The sequence below is a fragment of the Zoogloea sp. genome, from assembly GCF_023150065.1.
Taxonomy (GTDB): domain Bacteria; phylum Pseudomonadota; class Gammaproteobacteria; order Burkholderiales; family Rhodocyclaceae; genus Zoogloea.
Genome location: NZ_JAKLLN010000009.1, coordinates 130,332 through 155,856, shown reverse-complemented (window position 1 = coordinate 155,856; position 25,525 = coordinate 130,332). Strand labels below are relative to the sequence as shown.

General features: G+C 64.3%; 26 protein-coding genes. 11 read left to right on the top strand and 15 right to left on the bottom strand.

Translation table 11 applies throughout. The features are described from left to right. Positions 1-118 precede the first annotated feature (118 nt). Together L6Q67_RS12600 and L6Q67_RS12595 are read right to left on the bottom strand one after the other, a co-directional pair. Positions 119-1,426, bottom strand: coding sequence for a homoserine dehydrogenase (locus tag L6Q67_RS12600; protein ID WP_296569800.1), 1,308 nt, complete (start codon positions 1,424-1,426; stop codon positions 119-121). An 85-nt stretch (positions 1,427-1,511) separates the two neighbouring features. Then, on the bottom strand, positions 1,512-2,738 hold the full coding sequence (locus L6Q67_RS12595) for a pyridoxal phosphate-dependent aminotransferase (RefSeq protein WP_296569811.1): 1,227 nt from the start codon (positions 2,736-2,738) through the stop codon (positions 1,512-1,514). Positions 2,739-2,951: 213 nt separating this feature from the next. On the opposite strand from L6Q67_RS12595, the gene L6Q67_RS12590 reads away from it, so the two are divergent. From L6Q67_RS12590 to L6Q67_RS12575, 4 genes are all read left to right on the top strand, one after another. Continuing rightward, positions 2,952-3,329, top strand: a complete 378-nt coding sequence (locus tag L6Q67_RS12590; protein WP_296569798.1) for an Mth938-like domain-containing protein — start codon at positions 2,952-2,954, stop codon at positions 3,327-3,329. A gap of 91 nt (positions 3,330-3,420) precedes the next feature. Then, positions 3,421-3,876, top strand: a complete 456-nt coding sequence (locus L6Q67_RS12585) for a peroxiredoxin (RefSeq protein WP_296569810.1) — start codon at positions 3,421-3,423, stop codon at positions 3,874-3,876. A 35-nt stretch (positions 3,877-3,911) separates the two neighbouring features. Next, positions 3,912-5,330 carry a PhoH family protein gene (locus L6Q67_RS12580; RefSeq protein WP_296569796.1) on the top strand — a complete coding sequence of 473 codons (1,419 nt, stop codon included), beginning with the start codon at positions 3,912-3,914 and terminating at the stop codon, positions 5,328-5,330. A 34-nt stretch (positions 5,331-5,364) separates the two neighbouring features. Continuing rightward, positions 5,365-5,697: an Hpt domain-containing protein gene (locus L6Q67_RS12575; protein ID WP_296569795.1), complete on the top strand. Its 333-nt coding sequence runs from the start codon at positions 5,365-5,367 to the stop codon at positions 5,695-5,697. Here the strand turns inward: L6Q67_RS12575 and mnmH are convergent, their stop codons facing one another. After that, positions 5,698-6,750, bottom strand: a complete 1,053-nt coding sequence (mnmH, locus tag L6Q67_RS12570; RefSeq protein WP_296569793.1) for a tRNA 2-selenouridine(34) synthase MnmH — start codon at positions 6,748-6,750, stop codon at positions 5,698-5,700. Between the two features lie 32 nt (positions 6,751-6,782). Here mnmH and selD point away from each other — a divergent pair, with 32 nt between their 5' ends. Continuing rightward, the gene (selD, locus tag L6Q67_RS12565) at positions 6,783-7,832 is read left to right on the top strand and encodes a selenide, water dikinase SelD (protein ID WP_296569792.1); all 1,050 of its coding nucleotides are present in this window, start codon (positions 6,783-6,785) and stop codon (positions 7,830-7,832) included. Between the two features lie 180 nt (positions 7,833-8,012). On the opposite strand, the gene L6Q67_RS12560 is transcribed toward selD, so the two are convergent. After that, positions 8,013-9,533 carry an acetyl-CoA hydrolase/transferase family protein gene (locus L6Q67_RS12560; RefSeq protein WP_296569790.1) on the bottom strand — a complete coding sequence of 507 codons (1,521 nt, stop codon included), beginning with the start codon at positions 9,531-9,533 and terminating at the stop codon, positions 8,013-8,015. Between the two features lie 103 nt (positions 9,534-9,636). Between L6Q67_RS12560 and L6Q67_RS12555 the strand changes: the two genes are divergently transcribed. Both L6Q67_RS12555 and L6Q67_RS12550 read left to right on the top strand, forming a co-directional pair. Next, positions 9,637-10,536, top strand: coding sequence for a LysR substrate-binding domain-containing protein (locus L6Q67_RS12555; RefSeq protein ID WP_296569789.1), 900 nt, complete (start codon positions 9,637-9,639; stop codon positions 10,534-10,536). A gap of 36 nt (positions 10,537-10,572) precedes the next feature. After that, positions 10,573-11,022: a MaoC family dehydratase gene (locus L6Q67_RS12550; RefSeq protein WP_296569783.1), complete on the top strand. Its 450-nt coding sequence runs from the start codon at positions 10,573-10,575 to the stop codon at positions 11,020-11,022. 16 nt (positions 11,023-11,038) lie between these two features. On the opposite strand, the gene L6Q67_RS12545 is transcribed toward L6Q67_RS12550, so the two are convergent. Then, positions 11,039-11,716 carry an alpha/beta fold hydrolase gene (locus L6Q67_RS12545; RefSeq protein WP_296569781.1) on the bottom strand — a complete coding sequence of 226 codons (678 nt, stop codon included), beginning with the start codon at positions 11,714-11,716 and terminating at the stop codon, positions 11,039-11,041. Between the two features lie 152 nt (positions 11,717-11,868). Between L6Q67_RS12545 and L6Q67_RS12540 the strand changes: the two genes are divergently transcribed. Both L6Q67_RS12540 and L6Q67_RS12535 read left to right on the top strand, forming a co-directional pair. After that, positions 11,869-13,779: a DUF294 nucleotidyltransferase-like domain-containing protein gene (locus L6Q67_RS12540; RefSeq protein ID WP_296569779.1), complete on the top strand. Its 1,911-nt coding sequence runs from the start codon at positions 11,869-11,871 to the stop codon at positions 13,777-13,779. Continuing rightward, positions 13,776-14,411, top strand: coding sequence for a 3'-5' exonuclease (locus L6Q67_RS12535; RefSeq protein WP_296569778.1), 636 nt, complete (start codon positions 13,776-13,778; stop codon positions 14,409-14,411). Before L6Q67_RS12540 ends, L6Q67_RS12535 begins: the two co-directional genes overlap by 4 nt. A gap of 78 nt (positions 14,412-14,489) precedes the next feature. On the opposite strand, the gene orn is transcribed toward L6Q67_RS12535, so the two are convergent. Further along, the gene (gene orn / locus L6Q67_RS12530) at positions 14,490-15,035 is read right to left on the bottom strand and encodes an oligoribonuclease (protein WP_296569776.1); all 546 of its coding nucleotides are present in this window, start codon (positions 15,033-15,035) and stop codon (positions 14,490-14,492) included. Positions 15,036-15,124: 89 nt separating this feature from the next. On the opposite strand from orn, the gene L6Q67_RS12525 reads away from it, so the two are divergent. Further along, complete coding sequence (locus tag L6Q67_RS12525; protein WP_296569774.1) at positions 15,125-16,378, top strand: M48 family metallopeptidase; 1,254 nt, start codon at positions 15,125-15,127, stop codon at positions 16,376-16,378. Then, positions 16,375-17,268: a ribosome small subunit-dependent GTPase A gene (rsgA, locus tag L6Q67_RS12520; RefSeq protein ID WP_296569772.1), complete on the top strand. Its 894-nt coding sequence runs from the start codon at positions 16,375-16,377 to the stop codon at positions 17,266-17,268. Before L6Q67_RS12525 ends, rsgA begins: the two co-directional genes overlap by 4 nt. Before the next feature lie 21 nt (positions 17,269-17,289). Here rsgA and L6Q67_RS12515 read toward each other — a convergent pair whose 3' ends face one another. The 9 genes from L6Q67_RS12515 to thrS form a co-directional block, all read right to left on the bottom strand. Beyond that, on the bottom strand, positions 17,290-18,042 hold the full coding sequence (locus L6Q67_RS12515) for a proteasome-type protease (protein WP_296569770.1): 753 nt from the start codon (positions 18,040-18,042) through the stop codon (positions 17,290-17,292). An 83-nt stretch (positions 18,043-18,125) separates the two neighbouring features. Beyond that, positions 18,126-18,503, bottom strand: a complete 378-nt coding sequence (locus L6Q67_RS12510; protein ID WP_296569768.1) for a MerR family transcriptional regulator — start codon at positions 18,501-18,503, stop codon at positions 18,126-18,128. Beyond that, a complete protein-coding gene (locus tag L6Q67_RS12505) occupies positions 18,490-18,795 on the bottom strand; it encodes an integration host factor subunit alpha (protein WP_296569767.1) in 306 nt (101 codons plus the stop codon). Before L6Q67_RS12505 ends, L6Q67_RS12510 begins: the two co-directional genes overlap by 14 nt. A 4-nt stretch (positions 18,796-18,799) precedes the next feature. Next, on the bottom strand, positions 18,800-21,178 hold the full coding sequence (gene pheT / locus L6Q67_RS12500) for a phenylalanine--tRNA ligase subunit beta (protein WP_296569765.1): 2,379 nt from the start codon (positions 21,176-21,178) through the stop codon (positions 18,800-18,802). Between the two features lie 3 nt (positions 21,179-21,181). Continuing rightward, positions 21,182-22,213 (bottom strand): phenylalanine--tRNA ligase subunit alpha, encoded by a 1,032-nt coding sequence (pheS, locus tag L6Q67_RS12495; protein ID WP_296569762.1) that lies wholly within the window; start codon positions 22,211-22,213, stop codon positions 21,182-21,184. Positions 22,214-22,283: 70 nt separating this feature from the next. Then, positions 22,284-22,643, bottom strand: a complete 360-nt coding sequence (rplT, locus tag L6Q67_RS12490; protein ID WP_141349527.1) for a 50S ribosomal protein L20 — start codon at positions 22,641-22,643, stop codon at positions 22,284-22,286. Positions 22,644-22,657: 14 nt separating this feature from the next. Further along, complete coding sequence (gene rpmI / locus L6Q67_RS12485; protein WP_169145625.1) at positions 22,658-22,855, bottom strand: 50S ribosomal protein L35; 198 nt, start codon at positions 22,853-22,855, stop codon at positions 22,658-22,660. A gap of 133 nt (positions 22,856-22,988) precedes the next feature. Beyond that, positions 22,989-23,510: a translation initiation factor IF-3 gene (infC, locus tag L6Q67_RS12480; protein ID WP_367171642.1), complete on the bottom strand. Its 522-nt coding sequence runs from the start codon at positions 23,508-23,510 to the stop codon at positions 22,989-22,991. Positions 23,511-23,538: 28 nt separating this feature from the next. Further along, on the bottom strand, positions 23,539-25,455 hold the full coding sequence (gene thrS, locus L6Q67_RS12475) for a threonine--tRNA ligase (RefSeq protein WP_296569760.1): 1,917 nt from the start codon (positions 25,453-25,455) through the stop codon (positions 23,539-23,541). Positions 25,456-25,525 lie beyond the last annotated feature (70 nt).

Genomic DNA, 25,525 nt, shown 5'->3' with positions numbered 1-25,525 from the left:
CTTCGTTCGCTGTGATCAACTTACGGCGGGACTTCCACCCGCAGGAGGGCGCCCATGCTGGGCGCACAAGGAAAAAGCCGCCCGGAGGCGGCTTTGGCAAACGCTGAAAACCCGGGAATTACAGGTTTTCCAGGCGCAGGCGGATCACCTGGCTGGTCACCGAGTCGAGGCTCTCGATCTTGGCGATGGCGGTGTCCACGTTCTTCTCGATGGTCAGGTGGGTCAGGATGATGATGTCGGTCTGGGACTCACCCTCTTCCGGCTCACGCTGCAGCATGGCGTCGATGGAGATGGACTGGTCGGCCAGGATGCGGGTCACGTCGGCCAGCACGCCCGGCTTGTCGAGCACGCGCAGGCGCAGGTAGTAGCTGGTCTCCACCTCTTCGATGGGCAACACCGGCACGTCGGTGATCTGGTCGGGCTGGAAGGCCAGGTGGGGCACGCGGTGCTCGGGGTCGGCGGTGTGCAGGCGGGTCACGTCCACCAGGTCGGCGATCACGGCACTGGCGGTGGGCTCGGCGCCGGCGCCCTTGCCGTAGTAGAGGGTGGAGCCCACGGCGTCGCCCTGCACCAGCACGGCGTTCATGGCGCCTTCCACGTTGGCGATGAGACGCTTTTCGGGGATCAGGGTGGGGTGCACGCGCAGCTCGATGCCCTGCTGACGGCGGCGGGCGATGCCCAGCAGCTTGATGCGGTAGCCCAGTTGCTCGGCGTACTTGATGTCGGCAGCGTCGAGCTTGGTGATGCCCTCCACGTAGGCCTTGTCGAACTGCACGGGCACACCGAAGGCGATGGAGGCCATCAGGGTGGCCTTGTGGGCGGCGTCCACACCTTCGATGTCGAAGGTCGGGTCGGCTTCGGCATAGCCGAGGCGCTGGGCTTCCTTGAGCACTTCGGCGAAGGGCAGGCCCTTGTCACGCATCTCGGACAGGATGAAGTTGGTGGTGCCGTTGATGATGCCGGCGATCCACTGGATGCGGTTGGCGGAAAGGCCTTCGCGCAGGGCCTTGATGATGGGGATGCCACCGGCCACGGCGGCCTCGAAGGCCACCATCACGCCCTTCTTCTGGGCGGCGGCGAAGATCTCGTTGCCGTGCACGGCGAGCAGGGCCTTGTTGGCGGTGACCACGTGCTTGCCGTTCTCGATGGCCTTCAGCACCAGCTCCTTGGCCACACCATAGCCGCCGATCAGTTCGACGACGATGTCGATCTCGGGGTCGGTCACCACCGAGAAGGCGTCATCGGTCAGGCGCACGCCGCTGCCGGTCACGCTCTTCGCCAGTTCCAGGTTCTTGTCGGCCACCGCGGTGATGCGGATCGGCCGGCCGGCACGGCGGGTGATTTCTTCTTCGTTGCGCTTGAGGACGGTAAAGGTGCCACCGCCGACGGTGCCGATGCCCAGGAGGCCAACATTGATGGGTTTCATGGTCTTTTGGGAAATGAAAGGTTCAGGTGAGTGGTTCGGTGTTGAAAACGGAAAGGGCGCGACAACAGCCGCGCCCCCGGTATGCTCAGGTGCCGTGACGTTTGCGGTAGTTGGCCAGGAAGCGGGCGATGCGGCCGATGGCGTCACGCAGGTCGTCCTCGTGGGGCAGGAAGACCAGGCGGAAGTGATCGGGGCTGTGCCAGTTGAAGCCCGTGCCCTGCACCAGCAGCACCCGCTCCTCTTCCAACAGCTCGGCGATGAACTGCTGGTCGTCCTGGATGGGATAGATCTTGGGATCGAGCCGCGGGAACATGTACAGGGTGGCCTTGGGCTTGACGCAGCTGACACCGGGGATGGCGTTGATCAGCTCGTGGGCCAGATCGCGCTGGCGGCGCATGCGCCCGCCCGGCGCCACCAGATCGTCGATGCTCTGGTAGCCGCCGAGAGCGGTCTGGATGGCGTACTGGCCGGGTACGTTGGCGCACAGGCGCATGGAGGCCAGCATGTTGAGGCCTTCGATGTAGTCGGCCGCCGGGCGCTTGTCACCGGACACCACCATCCAGCCGGCGCGGTAGCCGCAGGAACGGTAGTTCTTGGACAGGCCGTTGAAGGTGATGGTGAGCACGTCTTCCGACAGGGAGCCGATGGAGGTGTGCACGACGCCGTCGTAGAGCACCTTGTCGTAGACCTCGTCGGCGTAGATGATCAGGCCGTGCTCGCGGGCGATCTGGACGATGGCCTTGAGGGTCTCGTCGGGGTAGAGGGCGCCGGTGGGGTTGTTGGGGTTGATGATGACGATGGCCCGGGTGCGCGGGCTGATCTTGGCGCGGATGTCGTCAAGGTCGGGCAGCCATTCGTTGGCTTCGTCACAGATGTAATGCCGCGGGGTGCCGCCGGACAGGCTCACGGCGGCGGTCCACAGGGGGTAGTCGGGGGCCGGCACCAGCACTTCGTCGCCGGTGTTGAGCAGCGCGTTCATGGCCATCACGATCAGCTCGGACACGCCGTTGCCCACGTAGATGTCTTCCAGCGTGACACCCTTGATGTGCTTCTGCTGGGTGTAGTGCATGATCGCCTTGCGGGCCGAGAAGATCCCCTTGGAGTCCGAGTAGCCGGCCGCATTGGGCAGGTTGCGGATCATGTCGAGCTGGATTTCTTCGGGCGAGTCGAAGCCGAACGCGGCCAGGTTGCCGATGTTCAGCTTGATGATCTTGTGGCCCTCGTCCTCCATCTGCTTCGCCTTTTGCAGCACGGGGCCACGGATGTCGTAACAGACGTTGGCGAGCTTGTCGGACTTGCGAATGGGTTGCACGGTACTTTCCGTTTCCTTGCTGGTGGGCGCGGGCTTCTCGGCGGCGGGCTTCGAAACGACGCGCAGTTTGGCGTGGCGGCTCATGATCGGGGCCTCAACCCCCTGCTGCCGGCAAAGACACGACCGGCAGGTGCGTGAAGACGCAAAGCTATAATGTTACCCAAGCCACCCGGACCGGGCAAATCAGCGTCCCGCCACCACAGAGATCCGCCCATGAAACTCCACCTCGACAAGAGCGACCAGTACAACACCATCGCCCGCTACGACGCCACCCACGTGATGGTCGGCGCCACCCGCCACGAATCCAGCGTCATCGTGATGCCTGACCGCATCGAACCCGACTGGCACCAGGGCGGCTTCGCCACCCTCGACGAGGCCGCCTTCGAGCACCTGGCCGGCCTCGGCTGCGAGATCCTGATCCTCGGCACCGGCATGAAGCAGCGCTTTCCCCACCCCAGGCTGCTGAAGAGCCTGATGGCCGCCCGGATCGGCCTGGAGGTGATGGACCTGGGCTCCGCCTGCCGCACCTACAACATCCTCGTCGCCGAGCACCGCACCGTGGCCGCCGCACTGCTCTTCGACCCGGCCTGAGCCAGCGGGGCGGCCATTCTTCACGCGGGACGGATTGCCAGCCCTGCGTCATCGGATTAGGCTGATGCCGGAACACTTTTCCGGAGACACCATGCTCGACCAGGCCGCCCCCGATTTCAGCCTCCCCGCCACCGGCAACCAGACGATCACCCTCTCCGCCCTTCAGGGCCACAAGGTGGTGCTGTACTTCTACCCCAAGGACAGCACCCCCGGCTGCACCACCGAAAGCCAGCAGTTCCGCGACCTGCACCCCGAGTTCCTCGCCGCCGGCACCATCGTGCTGGGCATCTCCCGCGACAGCCTCAAGTCCCACGACAACTTCCGCGCCAAGCAGGCCCTGCCTTTCGACCTGGTCTCCGACCCGGACGAAACCGCCTGCACCCTGTTCGGCGTGATGAAGATGAAGAACATGTACGGCAAGCAGGTTCGCGGCATCGAACGCAGCACCTTCGTCATCGACGCCGCCGGCGTCCTGCGCCGCGAATGGCGCGGCGTGAAGGTGCCCGGCCACGCCCAGGAAGTACTGGACTACATCAGGACCTTGTAACCCCCCTCCCACGACAGCCGAGAAGACCGACGACCATGGCCACCCGACGCCCCGCGAAGTCCAAGATTGCCTCCACCAAGCTGTTCGTCCTCGACACCAACGTGCTGATGCACGATCCGACGAGCCTTTTCCGCTTCGAAGAGCACGACATCTTCGTGCCGATGATGACCCTGGAGGAGCTCGACTCCAACAAGAAAGGCATGTCGGAAGTCGCCCGCAACGCCCGCCAGGCCAGCCGTACCCTGGACGAGATCGTGGGCACCTGCCCCGACGGCATCGACGACGGCATCAGCCTTGTCGGCCCTTCCAGCGAGCTGGCCAGCGGCCGCCTGTTCCTGCAGACCGAGGCCATCAACATCCAGCTGCCTGCCGCGCTGCCCACCGCCAAGGGTGACAACCAGATCCTCGCGGTGGTGATGCACCTGTTCGAGAAGTTCGACCGCAAGCGCTCGGTGATCCTGGTGTCGAAAGACATCAACATGCGCATCAAGGCCCGCGCCCTGGGCCTGGCCGCGCAGGACTACTTCAACGACAAGGTCCTCGAAGACACCGACCTGCTGTACACCGGCACCAAGGAGATCGACGCCGCCTTCTGGGAAGCCAATGGCAAGGACATCGAATCCTGGAAGCAGGACACCCACACCTATTACAAGCTCAAGGGCCCGGACACCGCCGACCTGCTGATCAACGAGTTCGTCTACCAGGAGGGCGAACAGCCCCTGCAGGCCTGGGTCAAGGAGAAAGCCGGGCGGGCGGTCACCCTCGAAACGCTGATCGACTACTCCCACCAGAAGAACAACGTGTGGGGCATCACCGCCCGCAACCGGGAGCAGAACTTCGCCCTCAACCTGCTGATGAACCCGGAGATCGACTTCGTCACCCTGCTCGGCCAGGCCGGCACCGGCAAGACCCTGCTGACCCTGGCCGCCAGCCTGACCCAGGTGCTCGAAGCCAAGCGCTACTCCGAGATCATCATGACCCGGGTCACCGTACCGGTGGGTGAGGACATCGGCTTCCTGCCCGGCACCGAAGAGGAAAAGATGGCCCCCTGGATGGGCGCCCTCGAAGACAACCTGGACGTGCTCAACGGCACCACCGGCGAGGGCGGCGAGTGGGGCCGCGCCGCCACCCGCGACCTGATCCGCAGCCGCATCAAGATCAAGTCCCTCAACTTCATGCGCGGGCGCACCTTCATCAACAAGTTCCTGATCATCGACGAAGCCCAGAACCTCACCCCCAAGCAGATGAAGACCCTCATCACCCGCGCCGGGCCGGGCACCAAGGTGGTGTGCATGGGCAACATCGCCCAGATCGACACGCCCTACCTCACCGAGGGTTCATCGGGTCTCACCTACGTGGTCGACCGCTTCAAGGGCTGGCCGCATTCGGGCCACATCACCCTGCAGCGGGGCGAGCGCTCGCGCCTCGCCGACCACGCGGCGGAAGTGCTGTGAGCGTGCTTAACCGCGGGTCGGAGGCGGCCCCCCGATGATCCGCCACGACGAACTGGCCGCCCGCTATGCCGGGCGGGCGGCCTTCATCGACAAGCTGCTGCGGATCTTCGAGAGCACCCAGGCCCCGGTATCGATCGAGCTCCGAAGAGCCGCGGAAGCCGGCGACACCGCGAGCGTGGCGCGCCTTGCCCATTCCCTGAAGAGTTCGGCGGGCAACATCATGGATCACGAGCTGATGGCCCTGGCTCAGGCCGCCGAGCAGTCGGCACGGGAAGGCCGGGCCGACTGCATGCCCCTGGCGGTGGACCTGTCCGATGCCCTCGAACAGACCCTGGCGTTGATCGCCGCAAGCCGGCCGAAGCCCTGATCAGATCGGCAGCGTTTCCACCGCCCGCGCCAGCATGAGCTCGTCCAGCGCTTCCAGCGGCAGCCGGCGGGCCGTGGCGAGCTGGCGATACAACCCTTCTCCCCCCTTGCGATAAGCCGGATCGTAATGATCGTTCACCAGTTCGGTCGCCAGCTGGTGCCACGCACCCGCCATCACCAGCGCTTTCCAGGCCTGGACACGCTCGTGCCCGTGCTGGGAGACAAGACGTTCGATCCGCGCACAGAAGGAGGCCGGGTCGGCAATCAGGTCGGAATAGCGCTCCAGCAGATGTGCCACCCGGGCCGCCACCGGCGCCTCCACCCGCGTACACGCCCCGTTGCGCAGGGCCTCGAAGAGCGCCCCCGGAACATGCAGACGCCCGATCCGCCGGCTTTCGGATTCCGACCACACCGGCCGGGCGGGGTCGAGCTGCCGCAGAGCCGCCCAGAGGGCCGTTTCAAAGGCTTTCTGCCCGGGCTGCAGGCCATCCGCTTCGCCCCCCAGCACCGAGCCGCGGTGGCGCGCCAGCCCCTCCAGGTCAAGCACCTGCCCGCCACGTGCAGCCAGCGCGGCCAGCAGGGCCGTCTTGGCGCTCCCGGTGGGGCCGCACAGGATGTTCAGCTGCAGGGCCGCGGGCAGCGCGTCCAGGTCGTCCATGACCCGCTGGCGGAAGGCCTTGTAGCCCCCCTCCAGACGCCGGGCCGCCCAGCCCACCTGGCCCAGGACGAGGGTCATCGCACCGCTGCGCTGCCCTCCGCGCCAACAATAGATCAGGGGTTTCCAGGACTTCGGCTTGCTGAAAAACGGGTTCTCGATATGCTTGGCAATGTTGCGGGACACCAGTGCCGCACCCACCTTGCGCGCCTCGAAGGGCGACACCTGCTTGTAGAGGGTCCCCACCCGGGCCCGCTCCTCGTCATCGAGGACGGGACAGTTGATGGCACCGGGCACATGATCTTCTGCGTATTCCGAGGGCGAACGCACATCGATGATGGTGTCGAAGTCGCCAAGCTGGTCGACGGAGGCAGAAAAGGGGGCAGGATGACTGGACACCTGAAGCACGGAAAAATTGACAGGAAAAAAAGATGACTGAAGCACCTTTGCGACTGACCGAATTGTCTCATGGTGGCGGATGCGGCTGCAAAATCGCCCCCGCCGTCCTCAGCGAGATGCTGGCCCACATGCCCGCGGCGCGGCCCTTTGCCGATCTGCTGGTGGGCACCGAGACCGCCGACGATGCCGCCGTGTGGCGCCTCAACGACCAGCAGGCCCTGATCGCCACCACCGACTTCTTCATGCCCATCGTCGACGACCCCTTCGACTTCGGGCGCATCGCCGCCACCAACGCCCTCTCCGACGTCTATGCCATGGGCGGCACCCCCATCATGGCCCTGGCCATTGTCGGCATGCCGATCAACACCCTGCCGGTGGCCACCATCGGGCGCATTCTCGAAGGCGGCGCCAGCATCTGCGCCGAGGCCGGCATCCCGGTGGCTGGCGGGCACAGCATCGACTCGCCGGAGCCGATCTACGGCCTTGTCGCCCTGGGGCTGGCCCATCCGGACGTGATCAAGCGCAACCGCGATGCCCGCGACGGCGACGTGCTGATCCTGGGCAAGCCCCTGGGGGTAGGGATTCTCGGCTCTGCCATGAAGAAAGGGCTGCTCGACGCCGATGGCTATGCCCAGATGATTGCCACCACCACCCGCCTCAACAAGGTAGGCCCCACTCTGGCGGTGCTGCCCGGGGTACATGCCCTCACCGACGTCACCGGCTTCGGCCTGCTCGGGCACCTGCTCGAGCTGTGCCGCGGCGCAGGCCTGGGCGCGACGATCCAGACCGGCGCCCTGCCGATCATGCCGGCAGCGATCCCGTTTGCGAAGCTGGGCATCGGCCCGGGCGCCATTGGACGAAACCTGGCAAGCTGCGGAGACGCCGTGCAGTTCGACGCCGACGTGGAAGAATGGCAACGCAGCCTGACGGCCGATGCCCAGACCAGCGGCGGCCTGCTGGTAGCCTGCGATTCCGGCAGCGTGGACGAGGTGCTGGCGTGTTTCCGGGCCGGTGGTTTTGGTGATGCCGCGGTGGTCGGCCGGATGCAACGGGGAGATGCACAGGTCAGGGTCTGCGCCTGAGGCCGGGACGGGACAGAGAAAACCAGCACCGCGCTCCGCCAAAACAGCAGGCGGAGCGCGGGTGGCCTCTTGGGAGAGAAGTGCAGGCGGTCTTGCAGGGCTCCGGATCGAAGGGCATTTCGACTGTCGCCGGGAGCGCGGCCTGCACGCGCTCCGTTCTTGATGGAGAGAGAGCCAGGCTCAGGCCGGCTCGAGCTGCTTCTCCGGTTGGTTTTCCAGCATCGATCCGTTCTGGGCATAACGCAGGTGCCAGGCAAAGGCCTCCTGCAGCAGGTGCGGGGTATGTCCGCCGCGGCGGCAGGCGCGCCGGAAGTAGTCCTTCAGAATGTCCCGATACAGCGGGTCAGTGCAGTTGTCGATGATCTGCAGCGCCCGCTCCCGGGGCGCCAGGCCACGCAGGTCAGCCAGCCCGTGCTCGGTGACGATGATGTCCGTGTCGTGCTCGGTGTGGTCCACGTGGGACACCATGGGCACGATGCTGGAGATGGCACCGCCCTTGGCGATCGACTTGGTGACGAACACCGACAGATGGGCATTGCGGGCAAAATCGCCCGAGCCGCCGATGCCGTTCATCATGTGGGTACCGCCCACGTGGGTGGAGTTCACGTTGCCGTAGATGTCACACTCCAGCGCCGTGTTGATGGTGATCAGGCCCAGGCGGCGGATCACCTCCGGGTGATTGCTGATCTCCTGCGGGCGCAGCACCAGGCGGTTTTTGTAGCGGGAGAGCTGGCTCAGCACCCGTTCGCTGGCGCTTTTCGACAGGGTGATGGACGAAGCCGAGGCGAAGCTCAGGCGCCCATCGTCGAGCAGCTCCACGGTGCTGTCCTGCAGCACCTCGGAGTACATCTTCAGGTCACGGAAGGGCGAGTCCAGCATGCCATGGAGCACCGCGTTGGCGATGGTGCCGATGCCGGCCTGAAGGGGCTGGAGCGATGCGGACAGACGCCCGGCCTTGACCTCGTGGTAGAGGAATTCGTTGAGATGGCCCGCAATCGCCTGGGTCTCCACGTCCGGCGGCAGCACGTTGGACGGGCTGTCGGACTTGGACGTAATGACGATGGCGACGATCTTCTCCGGGTCCACCGGGATGTAGGGCAGGCCGATGCGCTGCTCCGGCGCCATCAACGGGATGGGCAGGCGGTGCGGCCGGTAGGTCGGGATGTAGATGTCGTGCAGCCCCTCCAGCTCGGTGGGCATGCTCAGGTTGATCTCGACGATGATCTTCTTCGCCAGCACGGCGAAGCTCGCCGAGTTGCCCACCGAGGTGGTCGGCACAATGCCGCCGTTCTCGGTGATCGCCGTCGCCTCGACCACGGCAATGTCCACCGGCGCAATCTGGCCGGAGCGGAGCTGCTCGACGGTCTCGGACAGATGCTGATCGATGAACATCACCTCCCCGGCGTTGATCTTGCGGCGCAGGGTCGGGTCGGATTGGAAGGGGATGCGGCGGCTGATCACATTGGCGTCGGTCAGCACCTTGTCGATGTCGTTGCCCAGGGACGCGCCGGTCATCAGGGTGATGTGCAGGGGCTCGCGGGCGGCACGCTCGGCCAGCGCAAAGGGCACCGCCTTGCAATCACCGGCGCGGGTGAAGCCGCTCATGCCGACGGTCATGCCATCGGTGAAGAGCTCGGCGGCGGCCTCGGGGGACATGATGCGGTCCCGCAGGCGGGCCAGGCGGATGCGTTCCATGGGCATTGAAGTGTTCTCCGATTTTCAGATCGGGGAAAAGTATAGGGACACGCGAACAGTCACCGGATGACTTAATATCCTTTCATCCAGTCGTTTTATTCATGCACTCATGGACCTTCGCGCCCTCCGCTACTTCGTCGAGACCGTCCGCCACAACAGCTTCACCCTGGCCGCCGACAGCCTGTGCGTGACCCAATCCACCGTCAGCAAGATGATCCGCCAGCTGGAGGACGAAGTCGGGCAGCCCCTGCTGCTGCGTCATGGCCGCCAGCTGCAGCTGACCGATGCCGGCCGGATTGTGTTCGAGCGGGGCCAGCAGGCGCTGGGGCTGATGCGCGAGCTGACCCGCGAACTGGGTGACCTGACCACCCTGGCCCGCGGTGAGCTGACCATCGGCCTGCCGCCCATGGCCAACCTGCTGTTCTCGCCGGTGGTGAAGGCCTTCCGCGAACGCCACCCGGGCATCAGCCTGAGCCTGAAGGAAAGCGGCGGGCAGGTGATCGAACAGCAGGTGGCCAGTGGTGAACTGGAGATCGGCGTCACCTTGCTCCCTGCCGATCCCGCCCTGGGGCTTGCCGCGCGCAGCTTCGGGCGCTTTCCGATCCACGCCGTGGGCGCCCGTCAGGCCGCCTGGGCGGCCAGCCCGGCCGTCGAACTGGCGGCCCTGCAGGCTGAACCCCTGGTGTTGCTGCCAGACGACTTCTCCCTGACACGGCAACTGCGCGGCGCATTCAGAGCCATCGGGGTGGAGCCGCGCATCGTCGCCCAGAGCAGCCAGTGGGACTTTCTCGTGACGATGGCCGTTGCCGGCCTCGGCACCACCTTCATGCCGGCCCCGCTGCTGGCCCGCCTCCGGCTCGGCAGCGAACTGGCCGCGCGGCCGCTGGCCGATACCGGGATCGACTGGAACGTGGCCCTGATCCACATGCCCGGTCGCTACCTGTCCCATGCCGCCCGGGCCTGGCTGCAAGTCTGCGAGGACGTCCTCGGCCCGCCACCCGTGGGCTAAGATCGCCCCTCACACCACCCCACAGGAGACAACAACATGGATACCCGCTACCTGGACGACCTGATCGTCGGCGACCGTTTCACCAGCGGGGGCCTGACCCTCACTGAAGCGGAGATCATCGACTTCGCCTTCCGCTACGACCCCCAGCCCTTTCACCTGGATGTGAACGCCGCCGCCGAGTCGCCCTACGGCGGGCTGATCGCCAGTGGCTTCCAGTCCATCGCCATCTGCTTCCGGCTGTTCATCCAGACAGGCATCTTCAGCCAGTCGAGCATCGGCTCGCCGGGCCTGGACGAACTGCGCTGGCTGGCGCCGGTACGCCCCGGCGACACGCTGCGCAGCGTGGTCGAGGTGCTGGAAGTGCGCCCCTCCGCATCCAAACCGGACCGGGGAATCGCCCGCCTCCTCTACAAGGCCGTCAATCAGCGGGACGAGACGGTACTGAGCTTCATCGGCAACAACCTGCTCAAGCGCCGCCCGTCCTGATGTGCACGCCGTGATGTCAGCGTGACATCACGTGGGCCAGCCAGAGCTCGAGGTCCTGCACCTCCTCGAGACACAGGGAATGGTCCATCGGGTAGGTGCGCCACTCCAGCGGATAGCCGGCGGCTTTCAGGAGGTCGGCAGAGGCTTTGCCGAAATCGCAGGGAATCACCGGGTCCCCCAGGCCGTGGGCCATGAAGATGGGGGTCTTGGCGTTGGCGGCGGAAGCCTCCCCGGCCAGGGTGTCCGCCAGGGGCAGATAGGTGGACAGGGCCAGCACTCCGGCCAGCCGGTTCGGATGACGCAGCGCCGTGTGCAGCGCAATCGCCCCACCCTGGGAGAAGCCGGCCAGCACGATGCGGTTGTCGGGAATGCCGCGGGCGTTCTCCCGGGCGATGAGGGCCTCGATCAGCTCAGCCGACTCGCGCACGCCGGCCGGATCTTCCCGGCGGGTCGAGAAATCCGACGACACGATGTCGTACCACGCGCGCATCACGTAACCCCCGTTGATGGTCACCGGGCGGGTGGGCGCATGGGGAAACACGAAACGGGTGAAAGGGAGCCGGTCCTCCTCGAACTCGTCGATCACGGGCTCGAAATCATGGCCATCGGCCCCCAGGCCATGCATCCAGATCACGGCATGGGTGGGTGACGGGCCGGTCTCGATTTCGACGGCGGGCAGAATGGTTGCGGTCATGGCAATGGTCCAGTTAGGGGTCCGGACGATTGTAACGGAGCCGGCCCCGCGCACTACGCATCGGAAGAGTGTTGATTTCTTGCGCAAGATCATGACACCAGGGCAGCGCGGGAGTAGATTCGAAGGTTTGATCCAAGCCAATCGGTCTGCTTATGGACACCACCGCCTCCGACACCCTGATCCGTACCAATCTGGACTTCCTGCGGCGCCACGCCCCCTTCGACAGGATGGAGGCGGAAGCCCTGCGTTTTCTGGGCGAGCGCCTGGCAACGGCCTTCTATCCCGCCGAGTCCGAGATCCTGATGCCCGAAGACGGCCCGCCGCGCTTCTTCTACATCGTGTACCGCGGCAAGGTGCAGGCCCGTCAGGTGGGCGGTGTTGCAGTCACCGAATACTCCACCCTCACCCTGGGGCCGAGTGAAGGCTTCCCCATCGGCGCAATCTCCGCCGGGCGCCCTTCCACCAACGGCTACATCGCCGTCGAAGACAGCTACTGTTTCCAGCTACCCGCGGCAGATTTTCTCAAGCTGCAGGAACTGAGCCCGACCTTCCAGCTGTTCTGCACCCGCTACATCGCCAGCCTGCTCAACCAGTCACGGGAGCAGCTGCAGGTCCAGTTTTCCCAGCGGGCCGCCGAGCAGCAGACGATGACGACCTCCCTGTCGAACCTGGTCAAGAAAGACCCGGTCTTCGTGGCGCCGGGCATCGCCACCCGCGCGGCCCTCGAAAAGATGGTGGAAGCCGGTGTCGGCTGCCTGGCCGTGGCGGGGGACGATGAAAAGCCGGTGGGCGTGCTCACCCAGAGCGACATCCTCAAGCGCATCGTGCTACCGGGCTTCGACCTCACCCGGCCCATCGCCGACGTGATGACCACCCCGCCGCACACCCTCCACGCCAGCGCCAGCGCCTACGACGCCGCCCTCGAGATGGCCACCCACGGCGTGCGCCACATCCTGGTGGTGGACACTGAAGACAAGCTCAAGGGCGTGATCTCCGAACGCGACCTGTTCGCCCTGCAGCGCATCGGCCTGCGCCAGATCCGCTCGGGCATCGAGAGTGCCGCCGACGTCCAGGCCCTGCAGCGGGCCAGCCGCGACATCCGCCAACTGGCCCTCAACCTGCTGGCCCAGGGCATCGGCGCCGAGCAACTGACCCAGTTCATCTCGGCCCTCAACGACGCCCTGACCCGCCGCATCATCGAACTCAACCTCGATCGCCACGATCTCTACGGTGTCGAGTACGCCTGGCTGGCCTTCGGCTCCGAGGGCCGCCACGAACAGACCCTGTCCACCGACCAGGACAACGGGATCCTCTACGTGCTCCCCGAATGGGCCGACAAGGAACCCCTCAAGCTGCGCCTGCTGGCGTTTGCCAAAGACGTGAACAACGACCTGGCCGCCTGTGGCTTCCCCCTGTGCACCGGCAACATCATGGCCAGCAACCCCGACTTGTGCCTGACCTTCGAAGAATGGCGCGAGAAGTTCGGCACCTGGATCCGCGAACCACACCCGGAAGCCCTGCTCAACGCCACCATCTTCTTCGACTACCGGGTGCTCTACGGCGACGAAAAACTCGCCCACAAGCTGCGCCACTGGCTGCTGTCGATGACCGGCGGCAACCCGGCCTTCCTGAAGGCCATGGCCACCAACGCCCTCGACGTGTCGCCACCCCTGGGCAAGATCCGCGACTTCGTCACCGACGACGACCCCCGCCACCCCGGCACCATCGACCTGAAGAAATTCGGCGCCCGCCTGTTCGTGGACGCCGCCCGGGTCCTGTCCCTGCGCACCGGGGTGGACGCCACCAGCACGGTGCAGCGCCTGCGCCAGGGCGGCTCACGCATCGGCATGCCGGCCGAGGAGCTGTCCGCCATGGCCGACGGCTTTCACTTCATCCAGCTGCTGCGCCTGCGCCATCAACACCTGGATACGGACCACGGCTCATCGGGCGATAACCGAGTCAAACCCGACGACCTCAACGAGCTGGACCGGCGCATCCTCAAGGAAGCCTTCCGCCAGGCCCGCAAGATTCAACTGCGACTCAAGCTCGATTATCAAATATGAATTGGCTCTCCCGACTCCTGCCCGGCAGTGCGCCGGCCCTCACCCCCGAGCAGCAGAACGCAGTGGACAGCCTTGCCACCCTGCCGCCGCCCGACCCGGGCCGCTCCCACTACGAAACCCGCTACGTGGTGGTCAATACCGAAACCGGCCCCATGGAAGGCGGCGGTCAGCGGCTGCTGGCCGTCGGCGCCGTGGCCCTCAACCAGGGGCTGCTCCACCCCGGCGACGCCTATCGGGCCAGACTTGGCAGCGCGCCGGCAGATGCCCTGATCGGCCTGGTCCGGTTCATTGCCCGCGCCCCGGTCATCGTCTTCAATGCGCCCTTCAACCAGGGCACCCTCCAGCGCGCCTTCGAGCACAACCTGGGCTCCCTGCCCGAGCTCGACTGGATCGATCTGATGGTGCTGATGCCCAGCCTCTATCCGGAGCGGATTTCCGGCCAGGCGCGCATGGATGCCTGGCTGGGCGCCTTCGGCATTGACCGTCTGGATCGTCAGGACGCACTGCTCGAAGCCCTGAGCGTGGCCCAGTTGCTGCAGGTTGCCCTGGCGCGTGCCAATGCCCAGGGCCTTGCCACCCCGCGGGAGCTGCTCGACACCCAGAGCAGCCGCAAGTGGCTGCGGGGCAGCTGAACAGGTAAACGCAAGAGGGCGCCCAGGCGCCCTCTTCAATCATTGTGACCAGTCCTTGCAGACCGGCACCGGGAAGGCTCAGACCTTCAGGAAGTTGTCCCGGTAGTAACGCAGCTCGGCGATCGACTCATGGATGTCCGCCAGTGCCTGATGCGCCCCCTTCTTTTCCAGGCCCTTGTAGACATCCGGACGCCAGCGCCGGACCAGCTCCTTGAGGGTGGACACGTCCAGGTTGCGATAGTGGAACCAGTCTTCCAGCGCCGGCATATAGCGGGCCATGAAGCGGCGATCCTGGCCGATGGAGTTGCCGCACATGGGCGAGGTGCGCGACGGGATGTACTGCTTCATGAAGTCCAGGTAGAGCTGCTCCGCCTCAGCCTCGCCGATGGTGGATGCCTTGACCCGGTCGATCAGGCCGGAGCGGCCATGGGTGTTCTTGTTCCACTCGTCCATGGCGTCGAGCACGGCATCAGGCTGATGCACGGCGACCACCGGCCCCTCGGCCACCACATCCAGGTTGCTGTTGGTGACGACCATGGCGATCTCGATGATGCGGTCGCTGTCGGGATTGAGGCCGGTCATTTCCATGTCCAGCCAGATGAGGTGATTCTGGTCCTGTGCCATAATCGGTCCGCTTTTTGGTAAAGGCGCGATTCTACGCCCATGCCCGGCGCCGTGCCCGGCTCAAGCCACCCCTGCCCTGCCCCTCGCCGATGACCTCCAGCCAACTCTCCGCCGTTTTCCTGCTCGCCCTGTTTGCCGGCCTGATGGTCCGCTTCTGGCTGGCCATGCGCCAGATGCTGCACGTACGCCACCACCGGGGTGCCGTACCCGCCGCCTTTGCCGACAACATCTCCCTCGATGCCCACCAGAAGGCCGCCGACTACACCGTGGCACGGGTGCGGCTGGGCATGATCGACCTGTTCATCTCGGCCTGCCTGTTGCTGATCCTGACCCTGGGCGGTGGCCTGCAGGCCCTCCATGAACTGGCGAGCCGCTTCCTCGATACCGGCAGCCTGGCCCAGGGGGTGGCTTTCATCGCCCTGGTGGCCAGTGTTTCGTGGCTCGTGGATCTCCCCCTCGGCCTCTACCGCAGCTTCAACCTGGAAGCCCGCTTCGGCTTCAACCGCCTGACGCCGGGCCTGTTCATCGCCGACACCCTGAAAGGTATCGCCCTGGCCGCCCTCATCGGCCTGCCGCTGATCGCTTTCGTGCTGTGGCTGATGGGCGCCATGGGAGAACGCTGGTGGCTGTATGTGTGGGCCTTCTGGCTGACCTTTAACCTGCTGGTGCTGCTGGTCTATCCGACCTTCATCGCCCCGCTGTTCAACAAGTTCAAACCCCTCGAGGACGGCCCCCTCAAGGCCCGCATCGAAGGCCTGATGACCCGCTGCGGCTTTCGACTGTCGGGTCTGTTCGTAATGGATGGCTCGAAACGTTCCGCCCACGGCAACGCCTACTTCACCGGTTTTGGCGCCGCCAAGCGCATCGTGTTTTTTGACACCCTGCTCGACAAGCTGGCCCCCACCGAAGTCGAGGCCGTGCTGGCCCATGAACTGGGCCACTACCACCATCACCATCTCTGGAAACGCCTGGCCGTGATCGGCGCCGGCAGCCTGGCCTTCTTTGCCCTGCTGGGGCATCTGTCCAGCCAGCCATGGTTTTTTGAAGGGCTGGGCATGCAGGCCACCGGCACGGCACCCACGCTGGTGCTGTTCGCCCTGGTGTTACCGGTGTTCACTTTCCCCCTGACTCCCCTGATGAGCATGTGGTCGCGCAAGCACGAATTCCAGGCGGATGCCTATGCCGCCAGCCAGGCACCGGCCACCGAGCTGGTCAACGCCCTGGTCAAGCTGTACCGGGACAACGCCTCCACCCTCACCCCCGACCCGCTCTACTCCAGCGTCTACGACTCCCATCCCCCGGCGGCGATCCGCATCGCCCGACTGCAGGCGGCCCGCCAGTGAAGACCTTCGGTACCCTGATCGCCGCCTTTGGCCGGCAGTATGAAGTCCGCAGCGACGCCGGCGAGATCCTGCTGTGCGTCCCCCGTGGCAAGAAAAGCCTGTTTGCCTGCGGCGACCGGGTGCAGATCGCGCCTACCGGCCCCGGCCAGGGCGTCATCGACAAGCTGGTGGAACGCAGCAGCCTGCTATACCGCTCCGATGCTTGGCGCCAGAAGCTGATCGCCGCCAACGCCACCCAGGTGGTGATGGTGGTGGCCACCGAACCGAGCTTCAGCGACGAGTTCATCTCCCGCTGTCTGTGTGCGGCCGAGGATCAGAAGCTCAAGGTGCTGATCGTGTTGAACAAGACCGACATCGTGGCCGGCCTGGCCGATGCCCGCAGCCGCCTCGCAGCCTTTGCGGCCCTCGGCTACCCGGTGCTCGAAATGTCAGCCCTGGATAATGTGGACACCCTGCGGGCACGCCTGATCGGCGAAACCAGCCTGCTCGTCGGGCAATCAGGGATGGGGAAATCGACGCTGACCAACGCGCTGATTCCGGAGGCGCGGGCCGAGACCCGCGAGATTTCCGAGGTGCTGGACACCGGCAAGCACACCACGACCTTCGCCCGACTCTACCCCCTGCCGGAGGGCGGCGGCATCATCGACAGCCCGGGCATGCAGACCTTCGGGCTGGTGCACCTGGATGGAGAGGATCTGGAAGCGAGCTTCCGGGAATTTCGCCCCTACGCCGGCCAGTGTCGTTTCCGCGACTGCCGGCACGACTCGGAACCCGGCTGCGCCCTGCGGGAAGCCGCCGAGCGTGGCGAGATCGAAATGAAGCGCCTGCGCCAGTTCCTGCAGTTTCGCGCCGAATGCGAGCAGGGACGACGGCAGGCCCAGGGCTGGTAAGGCCCCGCCGGGCCTTCAGGCTCAGGGCAGCTCGTCGCCCCTGCCCAACCAGTCCGGATTGGGCAGCTCGTCGAAAGCGTGGCCCAGGGCCTCGCTCCAGCGATTGCGGATCATCGCGAAGTATTCGTTCTTGGCATCAATGCTGAGGTGCGACGAGATCTGCAGCTCATTGGTCTTGATGATGGCCAGATCCAGGGGTACGCCCACCGACAGATTGGAACGGATGGTCGAGTCCATGGAGATCAGGGCCAACTTGGCCGCCTCATCCAGGCTGGTATGACGCTTCACCACCCGGTCGATGATCGGCTTGCCATACTTCGACTCGCCGATCTGAAAGTACGGCGTATCGGGCGTGGCCTCGATGAAATTGCCGGCAGCGTAAATATGGAACAGGCGAGACTGCTCCTTGCCGATCTGACCTCCGAGAATCAGCGCGGCGGTGAAATCGATGCCGAAATTCTGCAGCGCCTCCGCATCCCGGCGGAACACCTCCCGCAGAGTCTCCCCCACGTGGCGGGCCGCCTCGAACATGTTGGGTACCGACCACAGGCTTTCCCGCCCATCCTGGGCCGCCATGGCCTCCCGCAGCATCGATACGAGTTGCTGGGTGATCGCCAGGTTGCCGGAGCTCATCAACACCAGCACACGCTCTCCCGGGCGCTGGAAGATGCTCATCTTACGGAAGGTGTTGATATGGTCGACACCGGCATTGGTACGGGAGTCCGACAGGAACACCATACCGGCATCAAGCAGCATGCTCACACAATAGGTCATGGGAAAGGGCTCGAAGAAAAGGGGCGGCGCCAGACCAGCGTCGCCCCGGATTGGGGAAAGTACAGCCCGCCGGGCTGCACTGTTCAGCTTTGCAGCTCGTTAAGCAGAGACTTGATCTCGGCCCGGATGGATGCGAGCTGCTCACGCAGGCCCACCGACTCTTCCGCATCCTCGCGCTTGCGGGAAGCCATCTCGTCGAGCCGATTGCGTGCGCCGGAAATGGTGAAACCGTCCTGATACAGCAACTCGCGGATACGACGGATCAACAGCACCTCATGGTGCTGGTAGTAGCGTCGGTTCCCTCCCCGCTTGACCGGCCGCAGCTGGGTGAACTCCTGCTCCCAATAGCGCAGCACGTGGGGTTTGACCCCACACAATTCACTTACTTCACCGATGGTGAAATACCGTTTGAGGGGGATCGGCGGCAGGTCGGCTGCCGCCGGAAGGTCACTTTGCGACATCGCTCAGTTGCTCCACATTGGCCTTGAGCTTCTGGCTGGCGTGGAAAGTCACCACACGCCGGGCAGTAATTGGAATTTCCTCACCGGTCTTGGGGTTGCGACCGGGACGCTGGGGTTTCTCACGCAGCTGGAAATTGCCGAAGCCAGACAGCTTGACGCAGTCGCCCCGTTCAAGAGCCATGCGGATTTCCTCAAAAAAACACTCCACCATGTCCTTGGCTTCACGCTTGTTGAGGCCGACCTGCTCAAAGAGCATGTCGGCGAGCTCCGCCTTCGTCAAAGTCATGCTCATGTGATCAGGCCCTCAACTTCGCGCCGAGATTTTCTTCGGCGTGGCGGGTCAGGGCAGTCATCACGGCATCCACTTCGGCATCCTCCAGAGTTTTCTGAGTTTCTTGCATAACTACGCGGAAAGCAAGGCTTTTCCGGTTTTGCTCGATACCCTTGCCCTGATACTGATCGAACAGCTCGATGCGCTGAACAATGCCTGGAGCCACACTCTGCAGGCCCTTCAGGAGCTGTGCCGCCGCTGCATCCTGATCCACCACGAGAGCCAGATCACGGGTCACCGCGGGGAAGCGGGACACCTCCCGGTAAGCCGGCGTTACGGTCTCCAGCAGGGCGTCGAGTTCAATCTCGAAGACCACCGGCGCATTGCCAAGCTCATAACGCTGCACCCAGACCGGATGCAGCTCACCGATGAAGCCGATGCACTTGCCGTCGAGGATGACCCGGGCGGAACGCCCCGGGTGCAGCGCCGGATGCACCACCCGCTCGAACTCGGCAACCCGCGGGAACAGCAGCGCCTCGAGATCGGCCTTCAGATCGAAGAAATCCACATTCCGGCCAGCCTCACCCCACTGCTCGGGGCGGGCCAGACCACCGGCCAGGGCGGCCAGGCGGATCGGCTGATGGAAACCATCGACGGGCTGCCCCGAGACGCTGCGAGTGAAACAGCGCCCAATCTCGAAGACACGCACCCGGTTGGTCTGACGCTTGCGGTTGGCGGCCAGGTTGGCGACGAGACCACCGATCAGCGTCGAACGCATCACGCTCATCTGACTGGCAATCGGGTTGGCCAGGCGCACCGGGTCGGTGTTGCCGGCAAAGTCCTTTTCCCAGGCTTCCTCGACGAAGGCGAAGTTGATGACCTCCTGGAATTCACGACCGGCAACCAGACGGCGGACGAACATGGCGTCCCGCCGGGCTTCCGGTCGGGGCAGCATGCTGATCGGCCCCCGCGGCGCCAGCACCGGGATGTTGTCGTAGCCATGGAGACGGGCGATCTCTTCGATGAGATCTTCCTCAATCTCCAGGTCGAAACGATAAGAGGGCGGCGTGACGACGAAGTCTTCACCATCCCTGACCACGTCCAGGTTGAGGCGCACGAACATCTCGGCCACGGCATCAGCGCTCAGCGCAATCCCGAGCACACGACGCACACGGGCCGCACGCAGGCGGATCGGTGCGCGGGCCGGCAGCTTGGCTGGCTCCACGGACTCCACAACAGGGCCAGGCTGGCCGCCGCAGATGTCGAGGATCAGGCGCGTGGCACGCTCGATGGCCTGACCAGCCAGGGCGAAGTCCACCCCGCGCTCGAAGCGGTAGGAGGCGTCGGAGGAGAAACCATGGGCCCGGGCGCGTCCGGCAATCGCATCGGGTGCGAAGAAGGCGCTCTCCAGGAACAGGTCTGTGGTGTCGAGGGTGATCCCGCTGTCTTCACCGCCCATCACACCCGCCATGGCGAGGGCGCGGGACTCATCAGCGATCAGGAGGGTGTCGGCTGCCGGTGTCACAGTCTGGCCATTGAGGAGCAGAACCTGCTCGCCCGCCGCCGGAAAGCGGACATGGATGGCGCCGTTCAGTTTGGCCTCGTCAAAGGCGTGGAGGGGCTGCCCCAGCTCCAGCATGACGTAGTTGGTCACATCCACCAGGGCGCTGATGGAGCGGATGCCGCTGCGCGCGAGGCGCTGCTTCATCCATTCCGGCGTCGCCGCCCTGGCGTCCACACCCCGGACGATCCGACCGCAATAGCGCGGGCAGGCTTCCGGTGCATCGAGCACGATGGCCCGGGTCGCGTCATGGGTCGCAGCCACCGGATCACAGGCCGGCAGACTCAGGGGGCTGCCGGTCAGCGCGGCAACTTCCCGTGCGATGCCGGTCAGGCTGAGGCAATCGGCGCGGTTGGGCGTGAGCTTGATGGTGAACAGCGTGTCATTGAGCGCCAGGTACTCGCGCAGATCGGTGCCGATCGGAGCGTCTTCCGGCAGGATCAGCAGGCCACTGCTTTCCTCGGAGATGCCCAGCTCCTTGGCCGAGCACAGCATGCCAAAGGATTCCACGCCACGCAGTTTGGCCGCCTTGATGCCGAAACCGGCCAGATCGGCGCCGACGAGGGCGCAGGGGATCCGGATTCCGACCGCCGCGTTGGGGGCGCCACAGACGATCTGCAGCAACTCGCCCTGCCCGGCGTCCACCTTGCAGACACGCAACTTGTCGGCATTCGGGTGCTTCTCTGCCTCGACGATCTGCGCGACGACAACCTTGGAGAACACGGCGGCCACGCCGTCCTGCTCTTCCACTTCCAGCCCCGCCATGGTGAGCAAATGGCCCAGCGCGTCCGAATCGAGATCCGGGCTGACGAAACTGCGCAACCAGAGTTCTGAGAATTGCATGGCTTACCTGAATTGACCGAGGAAACGAAGATCGCCTTCAAAGAAAAGGCGCAGGTCGTTGACGCCATAGCGCAACATGGTGAGGCGGTCCGGCCCCATGCCGAAGGCAAAACCGGTGTAACGCTCGGGGTCGATGCCGCCAAAACGCAGCACATTGGGATGCACCATCCCGCAACCGGCGATTTCCAGCCAGCGGCCCTTCAGGGCGCCGCTCATGAAGGCCACATCGATCTCGGCCGACGGCTCGGTGAACGGGAAGAAGGACGGACGGAAGCGCACCTGCAGATCGTTGCTCTCGAAGAAGCTGCGCAGAAAATCGGCGACAACGCCCTTCAGGTCGGCAAAGCTGACCGACTCGCCCACCCACAGGCCTTCGACCTGATGGAACATGGGAGAGTGGGTGGCATCGGAGTCCACCCGATACACCCGCCCCGGCGCGATTACGCGCAGCTCGGGCATGGTGTCGCAGTCCTTGTAGGCCTCCACGTGGGCCTGCATGGCACGGATCTGGACCGGGCTGGTGTGGGTGCGCAGCATCACCCCCTCGCCGTTCTCCAGATAGAAGGTGTCGTGCATCGAACGGGCCGGGTGATTGGCCGGCGTGTTCAATGCCGTGAAATTGTAGAAATCGGTCTCGATCTCGGGGCCTTCGGCCACATCGAAGCCGATGGAGCGGAACAATTGTTCGACACGCTCCAGGGTACGCACCACCGGGTGCAGGCCACCGACACCGGCGCCACGGCCCGGCAGGGTCACGTCCAGCGCTTCGGCGGCCAGCTGGGCTTCGAGCGCAGCCTGCTGCAGGGCATCGCGCCGCGCATTGAGCAGGGCTTCGATGGCAGCTTTGGCCTTGTTGATCTCCGCACCGGCGCTCTTGCGGGCCTCCGGATCGAGCTTGCCAAGGCCCTTCAACAGTTCAGTGAGAGAGCCCGCCTTGCCCAGGTAACGGGCCTTGGCCGTTTCAAGGGCGGCACCGTCGACTGCAGCGGCAAAATCGGTTTCAGCCTGCGCGACGAGTTGATCGAGTTGATCCATTTTTCTGTCTTATCCCGGGTTCAGGACAAAAAAAAGGAGGCCAGGCCTCCTTTTTTCGTGCTGCGTTGGATTACGCAGCGAGCTGGGCCTTGGCTTGTTCGGCGAGCGCCGCAAAAGCGGGCTTGTCGAAAACGGCCAGATCAGCCAGCACCTTGCGGTCCACTTCGATGGAAGCCTTCTTCAGGCCATTCATGAAGCGGCTGTAGGTCAGACCGACTTCACGCGCAGCGGCGTTGATACGGGCGATCCACAGGGCGCGGAACTGACGCTTGCGTTGACGACGGTCGCGGTAGGCATATTGCCCCGCCTTCATCACCGCCTGCTTGGCGATCCGGTATACGTTCTTGCGACGGCCACGGTAACCCTTGGCTTGGTCGAGGACTTTCTTGTGACGTGCACGTGCGGTTACACCGCGCTTAACTCTGGGCATTGCGTTCTCCTAAATCAGGCGTAGGGCATCATGGCGCGGATGGACTTTTCGTCCGCAGCATGCACGGCAGTCATGCCGCGAAGCTGGCGCTTGCTCTTGGTCGTCTTCTTGGTCAGGATGTGGCGCTTGAACGCCTGCGAACGCTTGATGCTACCGCTAGCGCGGACCTTGAACCGTTTGGCGGCCCCGCTCTTGGTCTTCATCTTGGGCATGAAGTACTCCAGCTTATGACATGGCCCCGGGTGGCTTCCGACTTCCGGAAACGCTTCAACAACCCGTCACCACTTGTTTCCGGCGCGCTATGCTGCGCGCCGTGCCCCGGCACCTTGCGGTGCCGGAATTTTCTTAATGCTTTTTCTTCGGCGCGATGACCATGATCATCTGGCGCCCTTCCATCTTCGGCATCTGTTCGACCTGGCCGATCTCTTCCAGGTCGGCCTTGACGCGCTCCAGCTGGCGCATGCCGAATTCCTGGTGGGCCATTTCACGACCACGAAAACGGAGGGTCACCTTCGCCTTGTCACCTTCGTTCAGGAATTTGATCAGGTTGCGCAGCTTGATCTGGTAGTCGTTCTCGTCCGTACCCGGACGGAGCTTGACTTCCTTGACCTGAATCTGCTTCTGCTTCTGCTTGGCTTCGTGGGCCCGCTTGGCTTCTTCGTACTTGTACTTGCCGAAGTCCATCAGGCGGCACACGGGGGGCTTGGCCATGGGCGCGATCTCGACGAGATCCACACCAGCTTCTTCCGCCGCTTCCAATGCAGCACGCAGAGTGACGATGCCGATCTGCTCACCGTCCTCACCCGTCAAGCGCACTTCCGGCACACTGATTTCGCCGTTTATGCGCAGCTTCTTATCCTGAGCGATGGTTCAATTCTCCATGAAAACAAAAATATCAGGCCGTGCCGGCAAACGAAGTCACTTCGCTTTGCCAACGCTCGACAATCTCATCGAGGGACATTTGACCGAGGTCTTGATTACCCCGGGCGCGGACGGCCACTACATTTGCTGCCTTTTCCTTGTCGCCGACAACCAGCAGATAAGGCAGCTTACGAACGCTATGTTCGCGTATTTTATAAGTAATCTTCTCGTTGCGCAAATCGGCCTCGACCCGGAATCCGCGCGAACGCAAGGTTTTGACGACTTCCGTGACGTAATCCGCCTGCGCTTCAGAGATGTTCAGCACCACTGCCTGCACCGGCGCCAGCCACAGGGGCAATGCACCGGCGTGGTTTTCGATCAGGATACCGATGAAGCGCTCCAGCGAACCGAGGATTGCCCGGTGCAACATCACGGGCGTGTGGCGGCCGTTGTCCTCGCCAACATATTCGGCCCCAAGGCGAGCCGGCATGGAGAAATCCACCTGAACGGTGCCGCACTGCCAGGACCGGCCAATCGCATCCTTGATGTGGAATTCGATCTTCGGGCCATAGAAGGCGCCTTCACCGGGCAACTCGGTCCACTCCAGACCACTGGCCCGCAGCGCAGCGCGCAGCGCGCCCTCCGCCTTGTCCCATACATCATCCGACCCCACCCGGCTATCCGGGCGCAAGGCCAGCTTGACCGCCACATCCCTGAAACCGAAGTCCGCATACACCTTGCGCACCAAGGCATTGAAGGCGGTCACCTCGGCCTCGATCTGATCTTCCGTGCAGAACACATGACCGTCGTCCTGAGTAAACCCGCGCACCCGCATGATGCCGTGCAGCGCCCCGGACGGTTCATTGCGGTGACAGGCACCAAACTCGCCATAGCGCAGAGGCAACTCACGGTAGGAGCGCAGATCGGAATTGAAGATCTGGATATGGCCCGGACAGTTCATGGGCTTCACCGCATAGTCGCGACTTTCCGACTCAGTGGTGAACATGTTGGCCTTGTAGTGCTCCCAGTGCCCGGATTTCTCCCACAGGGAACGATCCAGGATCTGCGGGCAGCGCACTTCCTGGTAGCCGTTGTCGCGATAGACAGCACGCATGTACTGCTCAACGGCCTGCCAGACCGTCCACCCGTTGGGATGCCAGAACACCAAGCCCGGCGCCTCTTCCTGCAGATGAAAGAGGCCCAGCTGCTTGCCAAGACGGCGATGGTCGCGCTTCTCGGCTTCCTCCAGCATGTGCAGATAGGCTTCCTGCTCTTCCTTTTTGGCCCAGGCCGTGCCGTAGATGCGCTGCAGCATCTCGTTCTTCGAGTCGCCACGCCAGTAGGCGCCCGCCACCTTCATGAGCTTGAAGACCTTCAGCTTGCCGGTGGAAGGCACATGAGGGCCGCGACACAGATCGGTGAAATCCCCCTCCCGATACAGGGACACATCCTCCCCCTGGGGGATGGAGGCGATGATCTCCGCCTTGTAATGCTCACCGATCGACTTGAAGTAGGCCACGGCCTCGTCCCGCGGCAGCACACGGCGCTCAACGGGCACATCGCGCTTGGCCAGTTCGGTCATGCGCGCTTCAATCTTCTCAAGATCTTCGGGCGTAAACGGGCGCTTGTATGCGAAGTCGTAGTAAAAGCCGTTCTCGATCACCGGCCCGATGGTGACCTGGGCCTCGGGAAACAGCTCCTTCACCGCATAGGCCAGCAGGTGGGCCGTCGAGTGGCGAATGACTTCTAGACCATCAGCATCCTTGTCGGTCACGATAGCCAGCGCCACATCACGCTCGATGAGGAAAGAGGTATCGACCAGCTTGCCATCAACCTTGCCGGCCAGCGCAGCCTTTGCCAGGCCGGCACCGATGGACGCGGCGACCTGGGCGATCGTCACGGGTTGCTCGAAACTGCGCACGGAACCGTCGGGCAAGGTGATATTGGGCATGATGACTCGCTCGGGAAAATTTTGGGCAAAAAAAAAGCGCGGACGAGCCGCACTTTTTCTTTTTCTGGAA

Bases quoted from the DNA above. Each gene is read 5' to 3' on its own strand.
- L6Q67_RS12600 (WP_296569800.1), bottom strand. From the start codon at position 1,426: ATGAAACCCATCAATGTTGGCCTCCTGGGCATCGGCACCGTCGGCGGT.
- L6Q67_RS12590 (WP_296569798.1), top strand. From the start codon at position 2,952: ATGAAACTCCACCTCGACAAGAGCGACCAGTACAACACCATCGCCCGC.
- L6Q67_RS12585 (WP_296569810.1), top strand. From the start codon at position 3,421: ATGCTCGACCAGGCCGCCCCCGATTTCAGCCTCCCCGCCACCGGCAAC.
- L6Q67_RS12580 (WP_296569796.1), top strand. From the start codon at position 3,912: ATGGCCACCCGACGCCCCGCGAAGTCCAAGATTGCCTCCACCAAGCTG.
- L6Q67_RS12575 (WP_296569795.1), top strand. From the start codon at position 5,365: ATGATCCGCCACGACGAACTGGCCGCCCGCTATGCCGGGCGGGCGGCC.
- selD (WP_296569792.1), top strand. From the start codon at position 6,783: ATGACTGAAGCACCTTTGCGACTGACCGAATTGTCTCATGGTGGCGGA.
- L6Q67_RS12560 (WP_296569790.1), bottom strand. From the start codon at position 9,533: ATGCCCATGGAACGCATCCGCCTGGCCCGCCTGCGGGACCGCATCATG.
- L6Q67_RS12555 (WP_296569789.1), top strand. From the start codon at position 9,637: ATGGACCTTCGCGCCCTCCGCTACTTCGTCGAGACCGTCCGCCACAAC.
- L6Q67_RS12550 (WP_296569783.1), top strand. From the start codon at position 10,573: ATGGATACCCGCTACCTGGACGACCTGATCGTCGGCGACCGTTTCACC.
- L6Q67_RS12545 (WP_296569781.1), bottom strand. From the start codon at position 11,716: ATGACCGCAACCATTCTGCCCGCCGTCGAAATCGAGACCGGCCCGTCA.
- L6Q67_RS12540 (WP_296569779.1), top strand. From the start codon at position 11,869: ATGGACACCACCGCCTCCGACACCCTGATCCGTACCAATCTGGACTTC.
- L6Q67_RS12535 (WP_296569778.1), top strand. From the start codon at position 13,776: ATGAATTGGCTCTCCCGACTCCTGCCCGGCAGTGCGCCGGCCCTCACC.
- orn (WP_296569776.1), bottom strand. From the start codon at position 15,035: ATGGCACAGGACCAGAATCACCTCATCTGGCTGGACATGGAAATGACC.
- L6Q67_RS12525 (WP_296569774.1), top strand. From the start codon at position 15,125: ATGACCTCCAGCCAACTCTCCGCCGTTTTCCTGCTCGCCCTGTTTGCC.
- L6Q67_RS12515 (WP_296569770.1), bottom strand. From the start codon at position 18,042: ATGACCTATTGTGTGAGCATGCTGCTTGATGCCGGTATGGTGTTCCTG.
- L6Q67_RS12510 (WP_296569768.1), bottom strand. From the start codon at position 18,503: ATGTCGCAAAGTGACCTTCCGGCGGCAGCCGACCTGCCGCCGATCCCC.
- L6Q67_RS12505 (WP_296569767.1), bottom strand. From the start codon at position 18,795: ATGAGCATGACTTTGACGAAGGCGGAGCTCGCCGACATGCTCTTTGAG.
- pheT (WP_296569765.1), bottom strand. From the start codon at position 21,178: ATGCAATTCTCAGAACTCTGGTTGCGCAGTTTCGTCAGCCCGGATCTC.
- pheS (WP_296569762.1), bottom strand. From the start codon at position 22,213: ATGGATCAACTCGATCAACTCGTCGCGCAGGCTGAAACCGATTTTGCC.
- rplT (WP_141349527.1), bottom strand. From the start codon at position 22,643: ATGCCCAGAGTTAAGCGCGGTGTAACCGCACGTGCACGTCACAAGAAA.
- rpmI (WP_169145625.1), bottom strand. From the start codon at position 22,855: ATGCCCAAGATGAAGACCAAGAGCGGGGCCGCCAAACGGTTCAAGGTC.
- thrS (WP_296569760.1), bottom strand. From the start codon at position 25,455: ATGCCCAATATCACCTTGCCCGACGGTTCCGTGCGCAGTTTCGAGCAA.